The 14,659-nt window shown below is 67.9% G+C and carries 15 protein-coding genes; 8 read left to right on the top strand and 7 right to left on the bottom strand.

Annotated elements, in window-relative coordinates; translation table 11 throughout:
- Window positions 1-66: 66 nt before the first annotated feature.
- Window positions 67-282 carry a hypothetical protein gene (locus ETR14_RS14735; RefSeq protein WP_129385739.1) on the bottom strand — a complete coding sequence of 72 codons (216 nt, stop codon included), beginning with the start codon at window positions 280-282 and terminating at the stop codon, window positions 67-69.
- Between the two features lie 180 nt (window positions 283-462).
- Here ETR14_RS14735 and ETR14_RS14730 point away from each other — a divergent pair, with 180 nt between their 5' ends.
- Both ETR14_RS14730 and ETR14_RS14725 read left to right on the top strand, forming a co-directional pair.
- Entirely contained in the window at window positions 463-777 is a 315-nt protein-coding gene (locus tag ETR14_RS14730; RefSeq protein ID WP_129385737.1) for a glycine zipper 2TM domain-containing protein, read from the top strand.
- Between the two features lie 128 nt (window positions 778-905).
- Window positions 906-1,754: an MBL fold metallo-hydrolase gene (locus tag ETR14_RS14725; RefSeq protein ID WP_129385735.1), complete on the top strand. Its 849-nt coding sequence runs from the start codon at window positions 906-908 to the stop codon at window positions 1,752-1,754.
- A gap of 66 nt (window positions 1,755-1,820) precedes the next feature.
- On the opposite strand, the gene ETR14_RS28395 is transcribed toward ETR14_RS14725, so the two are convergent.
- The 5 genes from ETR14_RS28395 to ETR14_RS14700 all read right to left on the bottom strand — a co-directional run bounded on the left by ETR14_RS28395 (window position 1,821) and on the right by ETR14_RS14700 (window position 5,429).
- On the bottom strand, window positions 1,821-2,663 hold the full coding sequence (locus tag ETR14_RS28395; protein ID WP_165356456.1) for a hypothetical protein: 843 nt from the start codon (window positions 2,661-2,663) through the stop codon (window positions 1,821-1,823).
- Window positions 2,664-2,763: 100 nt separating this feature from the next.
- A complete protein-coding gene (locus ETR14_RS14715) occupies window positions 2,764-3,228 on the bottom strand; it encodes a hypothetical protein (protein ID WP_129385733.1) in 465 nt (154 codons plus the stop codon).
- 16 nt (window positions 3,229-3,244) lie between these two features.
- Entirely contained in the window at window positions 3,245-3,451 is a 207-nt protein-coding gene (locus ETR14_RS14710; protein ID WP_129385731.1) for a hypothetical protein, read from the bottom strand.
- 2 nt (window positions 3,452-3,453) lie between these two features.
- Window positions 3,454-3,723: a hypothetical protein gene (locus tag ETR14_RS14705; RefSeq protein WP_129385729.1), complete on the bottom strand. Its 270-nt coding sequence runs from the start codon at window positions 3,721-3,723 to the stop codon at window positions 3,454-3,456.
- A 92-nt stretch (window positions 3,724-3,815) separates the two neighbouring features.
- Window positions 3,816-5,429 carry a M23 family metallopeptidase gene (locus tag ETR14_RS14700; RefSeq protein WP_129385727.1) on the bottom strand — a complete coding sequence of 538 codons (1,614 nt, stop codon included), beginning with the start codon at window positions 5,427-5,429 and terminating at the stop codon, window positions 3,816-3,818.
- Between the two features lie 241 nt (window positions 5,430-5,670).
- On the opposite strand from ETR14_RS14700, the gene ETR14_RS14695 reads away from it, so the two are divergent.
- The 6 genes from ETR14_RS14695 to ETR14_RS14670 all read left to right on the top strand — a co-directional run bounded on the left by ETR14_RS14695 (window position 5,671) and on the right by ETR14_RS14670 (window position 11,867).
- Complete coding sequence (locus ETR14_RS14695; protein WP_129385725.1) at window positions 5,671-8,196, top strand: helicase-related protein; 2,526 nt, start codon at window positions 5,671-5,673, stop codon at window positions 8,194-8,196.
- A complete protein-coding gene (locus ETR14_RS14690; RefSeq protein ID WP_129385723.1) occupies window positions 8,159-8,485 on the top strand; it encodes an RNA-binding S4 domain-containing protein in 327 nt (108 codons plus the stop codon). Before ETR14_RS14695 ends, ETR14_RS14690 begins: the two co-directional genes overlap by 38 nt.
- Window positions 8,486-8,513: 28 nt before the next feature.
- Window positions 8,514-8,852 carry a ferredoxin FdxA gene (gene fdxA / locus ETR14_RS14685; RefSeq protein WP_129385721.1) on the top strand — a complete coding sequence of 113 codons (339 nt, stop codon included), beginning with the start codon at window positions 8,514-8,516 and terminating at the stop codon, window positions 8,850-8,852.
- Between the two features lie 260 nt (window positions 8,853-9,112).
- On the top strand, window positions 9,113-9,649 hold the full coding sequence (locus ETR14_RS14680) for a CarD family transcriptional regulator (RefSeq protein ID WP_129385719.1): 537 nt from the start codon (window positions 9,113-9,115) through the stop codon (window positions 9,647-9,649).
- Window positions 9,650-10,288: 639 nt separating this feature from the next.
- Window positions 10,289-11,023 carry a head GIN domain-containing protein gene (locus ETR14_RS14675; protein WP_165356455.1) on the top strand — a complete coding sequence of 245 codons (735 nt, stop codon included), beginning with the start codon at window positions 10,289-10,291 and terminating at the stop codon, window positions 11,021-11,023.
- A 151-nt stretch (window positions 11,024-11,174) separates the two neighbouring features.
- Window positions 11,175-11,867, top strand: coding sequence for a head GIN domain-containing protein (locus ETR14_RS14670; protein WP_165356454.1), 693 nt, complete (start codon window positions 11,175-11,177; stop codon window positions 11,865-11,867).
- A gap of 45 nt (window positions 11,868-11,912) precedes the next feature.
- Here the strand turns inward: ETR14_RS14670 and ETR14_RS14665 are convergent, their stop codons facing one another.
- A complete protein-coding gene (locus tag ETR14_RS14665) occupies window positions 11,913-14,654 on the bottom strand; it encodes a pitrilysin family protein (RefSeq protein ID WP_129385713.1) in 2,742 nt (913 codons plus the stop codon).
- Between the last annotated feature and the right edge of the window lie 5 nt (window positions 14,655-14,659).

Raw genomic sequence — 14,659 nt, 5'->3', positions numbered from 1 at the left:
CGCATGAGCAAGGCGCCACTTCCGGGGAGGAAACGTCCGCCTCGCTCTGCGGCGAGGCTTGTACGTTCAGTGGTCGTGCCCCTCCTTCGGGTTCACGCCGCCGGCGACGCCCGCGTCATTGTCGATGTCGCCCTCGATCGTGTTGTCGCCCTTGATCAGGTCGGCATCGGTCGACGTGTCGCCCGCAAACAATCCCTTGGACTGGCTGATGCCGGGATCACGTTCGAGATCGTCCTGCAGGTCGGCGGGGGTCTCGTCCGGACGAAGATGCTTGTTGCTCATTGTCGCTCTCCTTCGCGCCCACAACGCGCATTTCCACGCGCGGTTCTGCCCCGGTGAGCGGCTTCGCGACGAGGCGAGCGCCTCCTGCTCCCACCTGAACCGATCGTTGTTTTAGGTTAATGAAACTGCATCCATAAGGGAGGCGTTGGACCAGACAAGAAATCAACCAGCGAGGAACTCATGCGTAAAGTCACTCTTGCCGTGCTGGCCGCCACGATGGCGATGCCGGTCATGCCCGCCGCCCCCGCCTTCGCGCGCGGCGACGATGGTTATTATCACGGCCGCACCTGGCGCGACAGCCAGGGTCGCGTGCGCTGCAAGCGCAAGAACGGCACCACCGGCCTGATCGTCGGCGGCGCTGCCGGTGCCCTCGCTGGCCGGGCGATCGACACCCGGGGCGAACGAACCACCGGAACGGTTCTCGGTGCCGTCGCGGGTGCCCTTGCCGGCCGCGAGATCGATCGCAATCGCGGCAGCCGAGCCCGCTGCCGCTAAGGCCTCTGCCTTTTTTGTAATGCGTACCCGAAGCGGGGCGTCCGAGCGGCGCCCCGCTTCTTTTTTGCACCGGCTCGGAGCCGCCGCGCCGCGGCCGGCGTTAGCCGCCTCGAACAGGAGGCGCGCCGATGCGGATACATCACCTCAATTGCGGAACCGATTGCCCGTTCGGGGGCGCATTCTTCGACGGCCGGAGCCTCGGGCTCACCGGCCGCCTGGTCTGCCATTGCCTGCTGATCGAAACCAATGACGGCCTCGTGCTGATCGACACCGGCTACGGCCTGAAGGACGTCGACCATCCCCATCGCCCCCCCGATCCGCGAATCACCAAGACGATGCGCAGCCTGCTCAACATCAAGCTGCGCGAGGAAGAAACTGCGATCCGGCAGATCCAGCGGCTTGGCTTCAACCCCTCCGACGTTCGTCACATCCTGCTCACCCACCTCGATTTCGATCATGCCGGCGGGCTCGAGGATTTCCCGCACGCGACCATCCACCTGATGGATGCGGAGTTCACCGCCGCCACCGGTCCGCGCAGGGGCTTCGTTCCGCGCAACCGCTATCGTCCGGCGCAGTTCAACGAAGTCGACAAGTGGCGGCGCTACAGCGGCAATGGCGAGGCCTGGTTCGGCTTTCCTGCGGTGCGTGCGCTGGAGGGGCTGCCGCCCGAAATCCTGTTCGTGCCCCTGCCAGGCCACACATGGGGTCATGCCGGGATAGCCATCCAGGCCGACGACGGCTGGTTCCTTCACGCCGGCGACGCCTATTTCTACCGCGGCGAGATGCGCGGTCCCAGGCGGAAATGCACGCCGGGCCTGCGCGGCTATCAGAACCTGATGGAAGTGGATCGTAGCGCGCGCCTCAGCAATCAGGAACGGTTGCGCCGGCTCTCCGTGGAGAAATCGGGCGAGGTCCGGATCATCTGCGCGCACGATCCGGTCGAATTCGAAGCCTGCGCGGCCGGGCGGCCGCTTTAGATAAGAAAGGGCTCGGCCGCGACGGCCGAGCCCCGTTTCTTTCTTGTCGTGGAGTCGGTGCCTGCGTCAGCTGTCGCCGCCGCCGGAACCACTGCTGCCGCCCGATGCCGAAGCGCCGGCGCCGTCTCCAGTTGCCTTGCGCCGCCCACCGCTGCTGCGGGTGCCGGCCGGTGCGCTTTTCGTCGCCCGCTTCGCCGGGGCCTTGGCCGCACCGGCATCGCTGCTGCCGGTCGAGCCGTTTGCGCCGGAGCGGCCGCGCCCGCCAGAGCTGGTTCCGCTGGCGCTCGCCTTGGTCTTACCGGCACTCGCCGTCTTGGCGCTGGTCCGCGACCGGCTGCCGGCGGCCTTGGCGCCGCCGCTCGATTCGCCCGCGCCGGTGCTCTCGGCGGTCGGTGCCGCAGCGGCCTTGCCGCGTCGGCTGCCGCCGGAGCTGGCCTTCGATCGGCTGGCCGACGCCGAACTCTTGCGGCTGCTGCTACTGCCGCGTCCGCTCTTCGCCGCTGCGGATCGCGACGAAGTGGATTTGCCGTCGCTGCTCGACTCCGCGTTCGAACCGGTGCCGCTCTCACCGACCGAGAGCAGACGGCGCACTGCGTCGGTCGCCGCCGAGACGATCGCCGCACCGATCTTGCTGGCGCTGTCCGCCGCCGCACTCGCGGTGTCGACTGCGTCGGTGCCGGCGTCGCGCACCGTCTTGCGAACGCGGGCATTGGCGGTCAGCGCGGCGGCCGCGGCGACCAGACCGGCGGCCATCATCGACCGCGCGATCGGATTCTGGGCCAGTTCCGCAGCACGCTGTCCAGCTTCCTTGAGCGCATCGGGGAAGACCGCGCCGGACTCCTTGTCCGCATCGGCACCGCCGGTCCTGGAGCCGCTCGTCTTCTGGTCGTCGGAGTTCGAGTTCGCCATGCTCAGTCCCCATGGTTGTAACTGATGCGTAACAGACGTGCGGCGGGGCGAACGGTTCCCTGGAGGGCACCGCCGCCCCGCCGCATGCAAAGAGGAGCGCTCAGTCGCTCTCGCGCTCGAATTCCTCCGCGTCGGTTTCGCCGCGGCCGTCGCCCTGGTCGTCGACATATTCGCTTACGCTGCTGGTGCCGTCGAACATCACGCCGCGGCCGCCGCCCTGCTCCTCGTCGTAGCGTTCGCCGCGCGATTGCCCGCTCGGTGCGTTGCCGATCTCGCTGCTGTCCTCGGATCGGCCGCCTTCGCTGAGATCGCCGCCGGCGAGCCCCGATTGGCTGCCCTGCGCCGGCTGTCCTTCGCGCTGCAGGGTCACGTTCTGGGCCTTGCCGTAGCCGCCGGTGCCGCTCGAGCCGCCGGCGCTGCTGCGGTCGCTGGCGGTGGTGCCGCCGCCGACCGGTTCTGCCTGGCGCTGGTCCATGCTGCCGCCGAACTCGCCGGAACCGCCGCCCGACTGGGATTTCTGAAGATCGCTGCCGCTCAGCGGCGCATTGTCGTTGTCGTTTGCCATCCTGTCTCTCCTGTTCTCAATCCTCGACGTCTTCGGCGCGGCCGAGATCGTCATAGCGGTAGCGCGTGCCGTCGGGCGCGACCGCGTCGCGGCCGGGCTGGACGACCGGCCGCGAATCGTCGCCGCGGCCTTTCTCGGCTTCCAGGCTTTCGGGAATTTCGTGGTGGCGGGCCTCATCGCTGCCCGGAGTCGGATGGCCGCTGCCGCTTTGGGTGCCGGCCATGATCAAATTCCCTCGTCGGGGTCGATCGGGCGGTCGATGGCCTTGTCGATCGGACGTGCCCTGCCGACCGGCTCCTGGCTCGCGCCGGCCATGGGATCGCCGTCATAATCCTCGGCCTGGTTGCCGCCGCCGCCCGCGCCCGAGCCGCTGCCATGCACTTCGCCGCTCTTGGGATCGAAGGTCGCGGGACGACCGCGTTCGCTGTCGGCCGCGCCGGGTGCGCTCGGGGCCGGGCTGCCGCCGCCGGGCGTGTCGAATGTTGTATCCGCCATATCGGAGCTCCTTTGCTCCGATGAACGTCACTGGCGGGCGGCCGTTCCCGGCCGCCCGCTCACGCCCACGCGGGAGCGCCCGCCCCGTCTGCTTACGACGGCTTCTTCTTCGACGCGGCCTGCGCCGTGCGCAGGGTTGCACCGAGCGCCTTGTTCGGCGCGGTCGCGCCGGCGCGGATCACGCCGGCGGCCGGCGCCTTGGGCGTCGCCTCCGCGCTGCGAATGGTGCCGCCGACCGGGGTGCCGAGCAGGCCACGCAGCTTCTGGCGGAAGCTGGCAAGCTCGGTGCCGCTCAACTGCGAACGGCTGACGAAGGTCACGCTCGCCGGATTGACCGAAACGCCGTTCTTGTAGAGCTCGTAATGGAGGTGGGGGCCGGTCGAAAGGCCGGTGGATCCGACATAGCCGATCACCTGGCCCTGGCGGACGCTGGTGCCGGGACGCACCGCGATCCGGCTCATGTGCGAATAGCTCGTCGACAGGCCGTCACTGTGGGTCAGCTGGACGCGCTGGCCGTGGCCACCGGCCCAGCCGGCCGACGCGACCTTGCCGTCGGTCGCCGCCAGGATCGGCGTGCCGTAGCCGGCGCGGAAATCCATGCCGCGATGCATGCGCGAGTAGCCCAGGATCGGGTGGCGGCGCATGCCGTAATTGGACGAGACGGTGCCCGGAACGGGACGGGTCAGGGTCCCGCTGCTGCGGCCGACCCCTTCCGCCTCGAACCATTGCAGCTTGCCGTCCTGCTCCCATTGCAGGAGCTGGAGATCCTTGCCGCTGGCGCGATTCAGGCCGGCGAACAGGAGGTCGCCGGTCTGGGTCTCGCCGGTGGCGGCGCGCTTGTGTTCCAGGATGATGTCGAACCGGTCGGATCGGCCGAGCGAGCCGATCTCGGTCTTCCCGGCAATCGCCCGGATATAGGCTTCCACCGCCTTGGCCGGAGCGCCGAGCGCCCGCGCCGAGCGGTACAGGCCGTCGCCGATGCTGCCCTGGATGCGGAGCGGCGTGGTATCCACCGCTATCGGCGTGCGCTTGACGATATAGTCCTTGCCCTGGCGAACGATCTCGAGCTTGAGATCGAAGCGGGCACGAAGCGCCAGGGATTGCAGCGGGCGAGCAGTGGAGCGATTGGCGCGACGGCCGAGCACGATCTGCATCGCGGTACCGGGCCTCAAGTCGTCAACGGGAACGACCCCGCCGATCAGGGTTGCAACCCGGTCCGCCTCTGCATCGGCGATGCCGGTCCGGGTCAGCGCACGGGCGAAGCTGTCGCCCATGCCGATCGTCGCGATGAGATCGAGGCTGGGACGCTCCGGCGTATCGAGCAGCGGGCGCACCTTCTTTTCGTTCGGTGCCATGCGGCGGCCGGTATCGGCGCCGAGCGCGAGCGGCGAGATTGCGAGCGCCTTGGCCTGGTCCCATTGGCGGTCGGAAAGCGGCTTGGCCGAAGCCGTCGGGATCGGATCGAAGCCGGGTGCGAGCGAGATCGCGGCGTAGCAGAGCAATCCGCAGGTCGCGAGGCCGCGGAACCAGGTCAGCGAGCCGATCCCGCTGCCGAGATCGACGACGAGATCGAAACGACGGCCTTGCGGCGGCTCGTCCTGGCGGACGCCGAAGCTGCGCGAGCGGAGCAGGGCCGCATCGGCGCTGAGCGTTGCGGCGCCGCCGCCTCCGGCGTTGCCGGCTCCGAAAGTGTTGAACTGATACAAAGCGGCAATCCCCGCAGTCTCAAACCAAAGATTTCGAAGCGCCGAGGCGCAGCCCGTTGGCCCTGCCCGTCGCTTCACACCCCGGGACTCTGCGGAAACACAGTTAAATCAACATTAAGACCCTGGTACGGGCTTGCCTCCCCTGCGGCGAAGCGTCGGCTGGAGCCGATGAGCCGTTGAATCGTTGCTCCCTCTTATGCAGATCATTGCGTCTGCCGACCGGAGGCCCGATCTAGTTCCCATGAGTCAGTTCGCGCGGGCCCCGCTTACCGCCATTCTCGGTCCGACCAATACGGGCAAGACCCACCTCGCGGTCGAGCGCATGGCCGCGCATTCGTCGGGGATGATCGGCTTTCCGCTGCGGCTGCTGGCGCGCGAAGTCTATGATCGCATGGTCAAGCTCAAGGGCGCGAACCAGATCGCGCTGATCACCGGCGAGGAGAAGATCCTGCCTCGGGACGCACGCTGGTTCCTGTGCACGGCGGAATCGATGCCGATGGAGCGTGATTTCGCGTTTGTCGGGCTCGACGAGGCGCAGCTCGGCGCGGATCCGGAGCGCGGCCACGTCTTCACCGATCGCATGCTTCATGCCCGCGGCCGCGAGGAAACGATGATCCTCGGATCCGAAGCGCTGGCGCCGATGGTTCGCGCGCTGCTGCCCAAGGCCGAGATCATCGGCCGCCCGCGTTTCTCCACCCTCTCATATGCCGGGCCGACCAAGCTGTCGCGGCTGCCGCCGCGCTCGGCGATCGTCGCCTTCTCCGCCGAGCAGGTCTATGCGGTGGCCGAGATGCTGCGCCGGATGCGGGGCGGTGCCGCGGTGGTCATGGGCGCGCTGTCGCCTCGGACCCGCAACGCGCAGGTGGCGATGTATCAGGCGGGCGAGGTCGATTATCTCGTCGCCACCGACGCGATCGGGATGGGGCTGAACATGGACGTGACCCATGTCGCCTTTGCCGGCCTGTCCAAGTTCGACGGGCGCCGCCGCCGCCGCCTCACTCCGGCCGAGATGGCGCAGATCGCCGGCCGCGCCGGGCGCCACCAGCGCGACGGCACCTTCGGCTCGATCACGCTCGAAGGCGAACTCGCTGCCGAATTCCGGCCCGAGGAGATCGAAGCGATCGAGGAGCATCGCTTCGCTCCGCTCGACCATCTCTATTGGCGCGAGGGCGATCCCGATGTCCGCAGCGTCGACGCGCTGGTTCGCTCGCTGGAGCGCCGGCCGACCGCCCTCGGGCTGCGCGCGGCGCCGGAGGCGATCGATCTCGCCGTGCTGAAGCGGCTCGCCGAGGATCCGGAAATCGCGGCCCGCGCCAAGGGTCAGGACCAGGTCCGGCGTCTCTGGGCGTCCTGCGGCCTTCCCGATTTCCGCAAGACCGGCCCCGATCATCACGCTCGCCTCGTCGGCCGCATCTTCCTGCATCTCAGCGAAGGGGACGGCCGCATTCCGCAGGGCTGGTATGCAAGTCAGGTGGCCGCGCTCGACAACGTCCAGGGCGATATCGACACGCTCGCCGACCGCATCGCCGGAGTGCGCACTTGGGCCTATATCGCTCATCGCGCCGACTGGCTGGCCGATCCGGTGACGATGGCCGAGCGCACCCGCGAGGTCGAAGAGAAGCTCTCCGACGCGCTGCACGAGCGCCTGACCCAGCGCTTCGTCGACCGCCGCACCTCGGTGCTGCTGCGCGACATCGGCCGCAAGGGTGCCGGCGAATTCCCGGTGATCGTCGACGAGCAGGGCGAGGTCACCGTCGGCTCGTTCCCGATCGGCCGCATGGAGGGCTTCTCGTTCGAGGTCGATCCGACCGCCAAGCACGCCGATCGCAAGATGCTGCTGGCCACAGCCGAGCGCCGGCTCGGCGGCGAGTTCGAGAAGCGCGCGGCAGCCCTCGCCGCCGACACCGACGACCATTTCACCCTCCGCACCGATCCCGGCCTGCCGATCGCGATCCTATGGCGCGGGCACGAGGTGGCGCGGCTCGGCCCGGGCAAGAATCTGCTGTCGCCGCGCCTGCTGATCGATCGCAGGCTCGATCGGCTGTCGGAACGCGGACGCTCCACCGTCACCTCGCGTCTCGACCTCTGGCTGCGCCATCAGGTCGAACACTGGCTGGCGCCGCTGCGCGCCGCGGGTGCGGCGGCGCAGGATTCGAGTGCGCCGCCCGCGATCCGCTCGATCCTGGCGATGCTGGTCGACGAAGGCGGGATCGTGCCGCGGGAGGTGGTGGCCAAGCCGATCGCCGCGCTCGAGCGCGAGCAGCGCAAGCTGATCACCCGCCTCAGGGTCCGGATCGGCGCCCTCGATCTGTATCTGCCTGACATCCTGAAGCCGGAGCCGCGGCGCTGGCGTACGGCGCTGCGCAGCGCCTGCTCGGGCGTCGCCATGCCCCTGCTCCCGTCCGAATCCGCCGTCGTCCTGCCGACACCGGGAGAGACGGAGCGGCGGCTGCTCGCCAGGCTCGGCTATCGCGCGCTCGGCCCGCAGATGGTCCGGGTCGATCTTGTCGAGCGGCTGGCGAAGCGCGCGTTCGAGGCGCGCGCCGGCAAGGCGGAAACCTATGTCGACGAAGCGCTCGCCACCTCGCTCGGCCTGCAGCCGCAGACGATCGCCAAGCTGATGCGCGATCTCGGCTTCCGCCCGAGCGGCGCCACGCCGGGCGAACAGCCTGGCTGGGTGTGGCGCGGCCATGCCCGCCGGCGGCCGGAGCCCCAGGCGGATCCTTCCCATGCCTTTGCGGCGCTGGCGGGGCTCCGGCGTGGCTGACACGCTCCGGCTCGATAAATTCCTCTGGTTCGCCCGGATCGTGAAGACCCGGTCGCTCGCCCAGGCGCTGGCCGAGGGAGGGCATCTGCGCCTCTCGGGCCGGATCGTCGATCGTGCCCACGCGCCGGTGCGGATCGGCGACGTGCTGTCTTTCGCCGTTCACGGCAGGGTGCGGGTGCTGCGGATCGAAGCCTTGCCCGCTCGCCGCGGCCCGCCGGCGGAAGCGCGCATGCTCTACAGCGAGCTGGTCGAAGGCTCCCCGTTGACGAGCGAAGGGGGCGGCGACTAGAGCCGGCCCGTACAGGGAGAAGGAAGTCATGACTTACGTCGTCACCGATGCATGCATCCGCTGCAAATATATGGACTGCGTGGAAGTGTGCCCGGTGGACTGCTTCTACGAGGGCGAGAACATGCTCGTCATCAATCCTAACGAGTGCATCGATTGCGGCGTCTGCGAGCCCGAATGCCCGGCCGAGGCGATCCTGCCCGATACCGAGGCCGGCCTCGAAAAGTGGTTGGAGGTCAACGCGACCTATTCGGCCGAATGGCCGAACCTGACCCGCAAGCGCGAATCTCCGGCCGATGCCGACGACCACAAGGGCGAGGAAGGCAAGTTCGAGAAATATTTCTCGGCCAGTCCCGGCCTGGGAGACTGAGTCTCCGCCGCGCAAGCGCGGTTTAAGTCTCTGGCAATCAGGGAATCCCGGACTGTCTCGCGACTGGACGGGAATCGGCCACGCCTTGCCTAAAAGGGTAGCTTTTCAGCACCCTTCGTGATATATGCTGATCATCGGAAGGCGATTGCGTCTGCGCATTCGCGTGTGATGATGATTTTGCAGGCCGCTAAAGGCATCCGGGTTCGTTGGGGAGGCGATCCGGCACCCCGCGCGCCAATTCCATAGGAAGGTCGAAATAGATGGCAGCGAAGGCGTTGAGCTTCGACGTTGGCGATTATGTGGTGTATCCCAAGCACGGCGTCGGTCGTGTCATCGAATTGCAGAGCACGGATATCGCGGGCATGCAGCTCGAGCTTTATGTGCTTCGTTTCGAAAAGGAGCGGATGACGCTCCGCGTCCCCACCAACAAGGCCGAGAGCGTCGGCATGCGCAAGCTGTCGTCCGACAAGACGATGCAGGAAGCGCTCGCCACCCTGAAGGGCAAGCCGAAGGTGAAGCGCACCATGTGGTCGCGGCGCGCGCAGGAATATGAAGCGAAGATCAACTCGGGCGATCTCGTCTCGATCGCCGAGGTGACCCGCGACCTGTTCCGCGCCGACGATCAGCCGGAGCAGAGCTATTCCGAGCGCCAGATCTTCGAAGCGGCCTCCAGCCGCCTCGCTCGCGAATTGGCCGCGCTCGAAGGGCTCGACGAGCCCAAGGCGCTCGACAAGATCCTCGACATCCTCAACAAGGCTGCCGCGATCTACAACAAGGAAAAGGTGATCGAGGCCTGAGCCTCCCCACCGATCCAGCCAAAGAGGCGGTCCGGAAACGGGCCGCCTTTTTTTGTCCCTTCGTGCATGCGCGAAGCGGAGACGTGGCTGAACCTGTCACCCAGGTAACCGGTCGATTTCGTCACCACCCTATCCGGTCAGGAAAAGGCGTGTCTCCCCTCCAGCCCTTGCTGGAGGGGCCGGGGGTGGCCCCTTCTTCACGGACTTCCAACCGAGCCCCGCAGAGAGCAGGAAGAAGAACCACCCCCCGCCCTCCAGCAAGGGCTGGAGGGGCGTTCGCGGTAGCGCCGCCCCTTAGGGTGATTGCATTTGACCTTCTCATCCTCCCTGTCCGCAAAGCGGATGGGGAGGGGGACCAGCTGAAAGCTGGTGGAGGGGCCATCAGCGCCTGAAGCCCCTCCACCGCACTTCGTGATGATCAGGCGCGCCATGCCACCGGCATGGCTCTAAACTGCAGGGCAGTTCAAACCTGATCATCCCTCTCCATCGCCTATGGCGACAGGGAGGAATGAGGGGCCTGGCCAGGCAAAGACCCTATTGACCCAAATGCGAGTGCCCTGCGCCTCCCCTTCTTCCCACTTGCACCGCGCGTCGCAGCTGCGTATTATACAGGCAATACACCTGATGGGGAGAGAAACGATGCGCGGACCAATCGCGACCCTGGGGTCGATGCTGCTGCTGGCGGCGTGCAACTTCAGCGCCGATGCGCAGAATCACGACGCCAAGCCGAGCGGCCAGAACGGCAGCCGCGCGTTCGAGGTCGGCAGCTTCGACAAGGTCGCGCTCGGCGGACCGCACAATGTCGTGGTCACGGTCGGCGGCGCGCCATCGGTGCGCGCGGAGGGCGATCTCGGGATCATCGACAAGCTCGACATCCGGGTCGAAGACGGCGAGCTCGAGATCGGCACCAAGAAGGGCTTCTCCTTCAAGTGGAACTCCGACAAGTCTCCGGTGACGGTCTACGTCACCCTGCCCGCGCTCGCGGCGGCCTCGATCGGCGGTTCCGGCGACATGAAGATCGACAAGGTGAGCGGCGACCGCTTCGAAGGCTCGATCGGCGGCTCCGGCGACATGGACATCGGCGCACTCCAGGTGAAGGCGGCGAGCTTCTCGATCGCCGGCTCGGGCGGCATCCGCGCCAAGGGCAAAGCGGAGAGCGGCGACGTTTCCGTCGCGGGATCGGGCGACCTTTCGCTCGAAGGCCTGGAAGTCCAGCGCACCAACGTCTCGATCGTCGGCTCCGGCAACGTCAAGGCGCGCGCCATGCAGAGCGCCGACATCTCGATCGTCGGCTCGGGCGACGTCGAACTCTCCGGCCCTGCCAAGTGCAATATCTCGAAGATGGGCTCCGGCGAGGCGCGCTGCACGGGGTGATGCGGGGGCCGGCGCCCCGCCTGCTTCGCGGCGCGGTGTTCGTCCTCGGCCCTCCGCTTCTTCTTGTCCTCTCCTGAAGGGGGAGAACAAGAAGAAGAGACGGATCGCCGCTTTACCCGGCTGTTAACCATTTGCGGCCATGCTCCGGCGCATGATCCACCGTGCCGCCTTTCTGCTCCCGCTCCTCGCCGCCGCGCCGGCGCTCGCCGCCGAGCGCAGCTACTCCGTCACCGACTTCGATCGCCTCCGGATCGAAGGACCGTACCAGGTCACCCTCGTCACCGGCACGACGACGCGGGCGCGGGCGAAAGGCGACCAGGCGGCGCTCGATCGCGTGACGATCGAGGTCCAGTCGGGCGTGCTCAAGATCCATCCGAACCGCTCCGCCTGGGGCGGCACGCCGGGTGCGGGCAGCGGTCCGGTCACCATCGAACTCGCCACCCGCGAATTGAGGGCCGCGGCCATCGTCGGCGCGGGCCGCCTCGCCATCGATCGCCTCCGTGGCCTCAAGGCCGATCTGTCGCTCTCCGGCAGCGGCGCGATGACGATCGGCGCCGTCGACAGCGACGCGCTCGCCCTCACCCTTGCCGGTGCCGGCACCCTGAAACTTGCCGGCAAGGCGAAGCAGCTCCGCGCCACCGTCCAGGGCAGCGGGACGCTCGATGGCGAGGGTCTCGCCGCCGATGATGCAACGTTGGTCTCCGACAGCAGCGGCAGCATCGGCTTCCGTGCGGTCCGCACCGCAAGAGTGTCGGCCAACGGACTCGGCGAGGTCCGCATCGCCGGCCCGGCAAGCTGCACGATCACCGGACCCGGCGCCGCTTCGGTCATCTGCGGCAAATAGGCTCCGGCCACGCCCGCCCACCGGGCGTGGCCGCGGAGCCCCCGCTCAGCGAAGCTTGCGGCCTTCCGAATCCCATACCTCGACGCTGCCGAGCTTCAGGGCGCGGATCTTGGCCTCGGTCTTGGACAGATCGCCGACCACCACCCACGTCATCGCTCCCGGGGTGAGCAGGGCATTGGCGGTCGCCGTGATCGTCTCCGGCCGGAGCGCGCCATATTGCCGCGGCAAGGTGGTGATGTAGTCGTAGGGGCGGTCGAACCGGTTGACCCAGCGCAGATAGCCGACCATCGCCTGGTTGGTCTCGAACTGGCCCGGGAGGCCGAGCACCTGGCCCTTGACGACAAGGGCGATCTCGTCGGCCGTGGCCGGACGATCCTTGCCGATGTCGCGCAGCTCCCGGGCGAGTTCGGCGAGCGCTTCGGCCGTCTTGTCGGTCTGGATGCTCGTCGCGATCCCGAACAGCTGCGGCCCGCGCGAATCCTCGACGAAGCTGTTGACCCCATAGCTCCAGCCTTTGGCTTCGCGCAGGTTCATGTTGAGCCGCGACGTGAAGCCGCCGCCGAGCACGTCGTTGACCGCGTCGAGATCGAAGTCGCGCGCGTCGAGGCCGTCGATCACCGCCTGGCCGACGCGGATCGCGGATTGCTGTGCGCCCGGCTTGTCGATCAGCACGATCCGCGGGGCGGTCGCAGCCGGCACCGCGGCAAGCGTCTTGCTGCCCTTGGGCCGGGTGGGCGGCCGCCAGCCGCCGAAGCCCTTCTCGAGCGCCCCCGTGAGCGTAGCGAGATCGGTATCGCCGGCCGCATAGATCACTGCATTATCCGGGCGGATCCAGCTCTCGTGGAAGGCGACGACATCATCGCGCGTGAACCCCTTGAGCGTCTCGGCACGGCCCGCAAGCGCCACGCCATAAGCATGATCGGCGCCGTAGATCAGATTGGCGAAGGTGCGCTGGGCGACGTCGTCGGGGTTGGCGAGTGACTGGGCAAGGCCGGACAGGCCGAGCGCCCTGTCCCGCTCGATGTCGGCTGGACGGAAGCCCGGGTTGCGGATGTAATCGGCCCAGAGCGCGACCGACTCCGGCAGCGCGCGGGTGAGCGCCGACAGCTGGAAGGCGGTCGTATCGGTGTCGCTAAAACCGTAGATGCGGGTGCCGAGCAGCGCCTGCCGTTCCGCCAGCGCCTGGCTGTCGAGGCTCCTGGTGCCCTCGTCCATCAATCCCAGGGTGAAGCCCTGGATGCCGCGCTTGGCATGCTGCTCCGCCGCGCGGCCGGCGTCGAATACCATAGCCATTTCGACCAGCGGCGCGCCCGGCCGCTCGGCCAGCACGACCCGGATGCCGTTGGAAAGCTTCGCCTCGCGCGTCGCCGGCAGAGCGAGCTCCGGCGAGGGTCCCAGCGGCGGGATCGTGCGGCGATCGGCGGCATCGGCGATCGCCTGGTGGCTGCCGAACGGCAGCACGGTCAGCCGGTACGAAGCCTTGCTCAGCCATGTCGCGGAGGCGGCGCGGACGGCGGGAGCTCCGGTCGCCGCAAAGCGGGCATCCTCCTTCTCAAAGGCGCCCGGATCATCCGCGAACACCGCCCCGTCCGAAAGCGCCATCGCCCGCACGTAGATCGATTCCATCGCTCGCGCCGTGTCCGCGTAAGCGGTCACCTTGGCGCTCTCCAGCTCGGCCGCGGTCGGGCCCGACTTGAGGAAATCGGCCATCACCTCGGCGATCACTTTCTCGGCCGCCGCGCGGTCGACGCCCTCCTTCAGCCGAACGTCGACCGAAAATATCCCGGCCACCGCATAAGACGAATAATTTGCCGAGGCGGAGGTCGCGAGCTGCCTGTCCTGCACCAGGGCACGATAGAGGCGTGAGGTTTTGCCGCGGCCGAGCACATAGGCGGCCATGCGCAGCGCCGGCGCGTCGGCGGTGCCGCGGCCCGGCACCGCCCAGTTCCAGGTGATCGCAGTCTCGGGCACCGCTTCCGCGACGACCTCGCTCTTGTCATGTTCGAGGGTCGGCACCCAGGCGGTCAGCCGGCCGGTGGGCGGCCCCGCCGGGATGCTGCCGAAATATTTTTCGGCAAGCGCTTTGGCGCGCTCCGGCGTCACGTCGCCGGACAGGGTCACCACCGCGTTGGCCGCACCGTAATAATCGCGGAACCACTGCTTGACGTCGTCGAGCGAGGCCGCGGTCAGATCTTCCATCGATCCGATCGTCGGGTGGTTGTAGGGATGGTCGGCGGGGAACAGGCCGGCGGCGACGCGCTGGTCCATCGTCGCATAAGGCTGGCCCTCGCGTAGCCTCTTCTCGTTCTGGACGACCCCGCGCTGCTCGTCGAGCTTGGCCTGCGTTACCGCGCCGAGCAGATAGCCCATGCGATCGGATTCGAGCCAGAGCACCCGCTCCAGTCCGCCGGTCGGCACGATCTCGTAATAATAGGTCTGGTCGAGCGAGGTCGCGCCGTTGACGCCGGAGGTGCCGATCTCCTGCAGCGGTGGCATATATTCCTTGTCGTGATGCTCGGAGCCGTTGAACATCAGATGCTCGAACAGGTGGGCGAAGCCGGATTTGCGCTCCGGTTCGTTGGCCGAGCCGACATGGTACCAGACAGACACTGCGACCTTCGGCGTCTTGTGATCCTCATGAACGATCACCCGCAGCCCGTTCGCGAGCGTGAATTGCTGATAGGGCACGAGCGCTCCGGCGGCGACCGGAGCCGGAGCCGCCGCGGGCGCGGCGGTGGCTGCGATCGCTGCCACGGCGGCCGCGGCGAGCAGCATGAATGATTTCATGAACA

This window comes from Sphingosinicella sp. BN140058 (genome assembly GCF_004135585.1).
In the GTDB taxonomy this organism is placed as follows: Bacteria; Pseudomonadota; Alphaproteobacteria; order Sphingomonadales; family Sphingomonadaceae; genus Allosphingosinicella.
This window is presented reverse-complemented; position numbering and strand designations above follow the sequence as displayed.

Bases quoted from the DNA above. Each gene is read 5' to 3' on its own strand.
- ETR14_RS14735 (WP_129385739.1), bottom strand. From the start codon at position 282: ATGAGCAACAAGCATCTTCGTCCGGACGAGACCCCCGCCGACCTGCAG.
- ETR14_RS14730 (WP_129385737.1), top strand. From the start codon at position 463: ATGCGTAAAGTCACTCTTGCCGTGCTGGCCGCCACGATGGCGATGCCG.
- ETR14_RS14725 (WP_129385735.1), top strand. From the start codon at position 906: ATGCGGATACATCACCTCAATTGCGGAACCGATTGCCCGTTCGGGGGC.
- ETR14_RS28395 (WP_165356456.1), bottom strand. From the start codon at position 2,663: ATGGCGAACTCGAACTCCGACGACCAGAAGACGAGCGGCTCCAGGACC.
- ETR14_RS14715 (WP_129385733.1), bottom strand. From the start codon at position 3,228: ATGGCAAACGACAACGACAATGCGCCGCTGAGCGGCAGCGATCTTCAG.
- ETR14_RS14710 (WP_129385731.1), bottom strand. From the start codon at position 3,451: ATGGCCGGCACCCAAAGCGGCAGCGGCCATCCGACTCCGGGCAGCGAT.
- ETR14_RS14705 (WP_129385729.1), bottom strand. From the start codon at position 3,723: ATGGCGGATACAACATTCGACACGCCCGGCGGCGGCAGCCCGGCCCCG.
- ETR14_RS14695 (WP_129385725.1), top strand. From the start codon at position 5,671: ATGAGTCAGTTCGCGCGGGCCCCGCTTACCGCCATTCTCGGTCCGACC.
- ETR14_RS14690 (WP_129385723.1), top strand. From the start codon at position 8,159: ATGCCTTTGCGGCGCTGGCGGGGCTCCGGCGTGGCTGACACGCTCCGG.
- fdxA (WP_129385721.1), top strand. From the start codon at position 8,514: ATGACTTACGTCGTCACCGATGCATGCATCCGCTGCAAATATATGGAC.
- ETR14_RS14680 (WP_129385719.1), top strand. From the start codon at position 9,113: ATGGCAGCGAAGGCGTTGAGCTTCGACGTTGGCGATTATGTGGTGTAT.
- ETR14_RS14675 (WP_165356455.1), top strand. From the start codon at position 10,289: ATGCGCGGACCAATCGCGACCCTGGGGTCGATGCTGCTGCTGGCGGCG.
- ETR14_RS14670 (WP_165356454.1), top strand. From the start codon at position 11,175: ATGATCCACCGTGCCGCCTTTCTGCTCCCGCTCCTCGCCGCCGCGCCG.
- ETR14_RS14665 (WP_129385713.1), bottom strand. From the start codon at position 14,654: ATGAAATCATTCATGCTGCTCGCCGCGGCCGCCGTGGCAGCGATCGCA.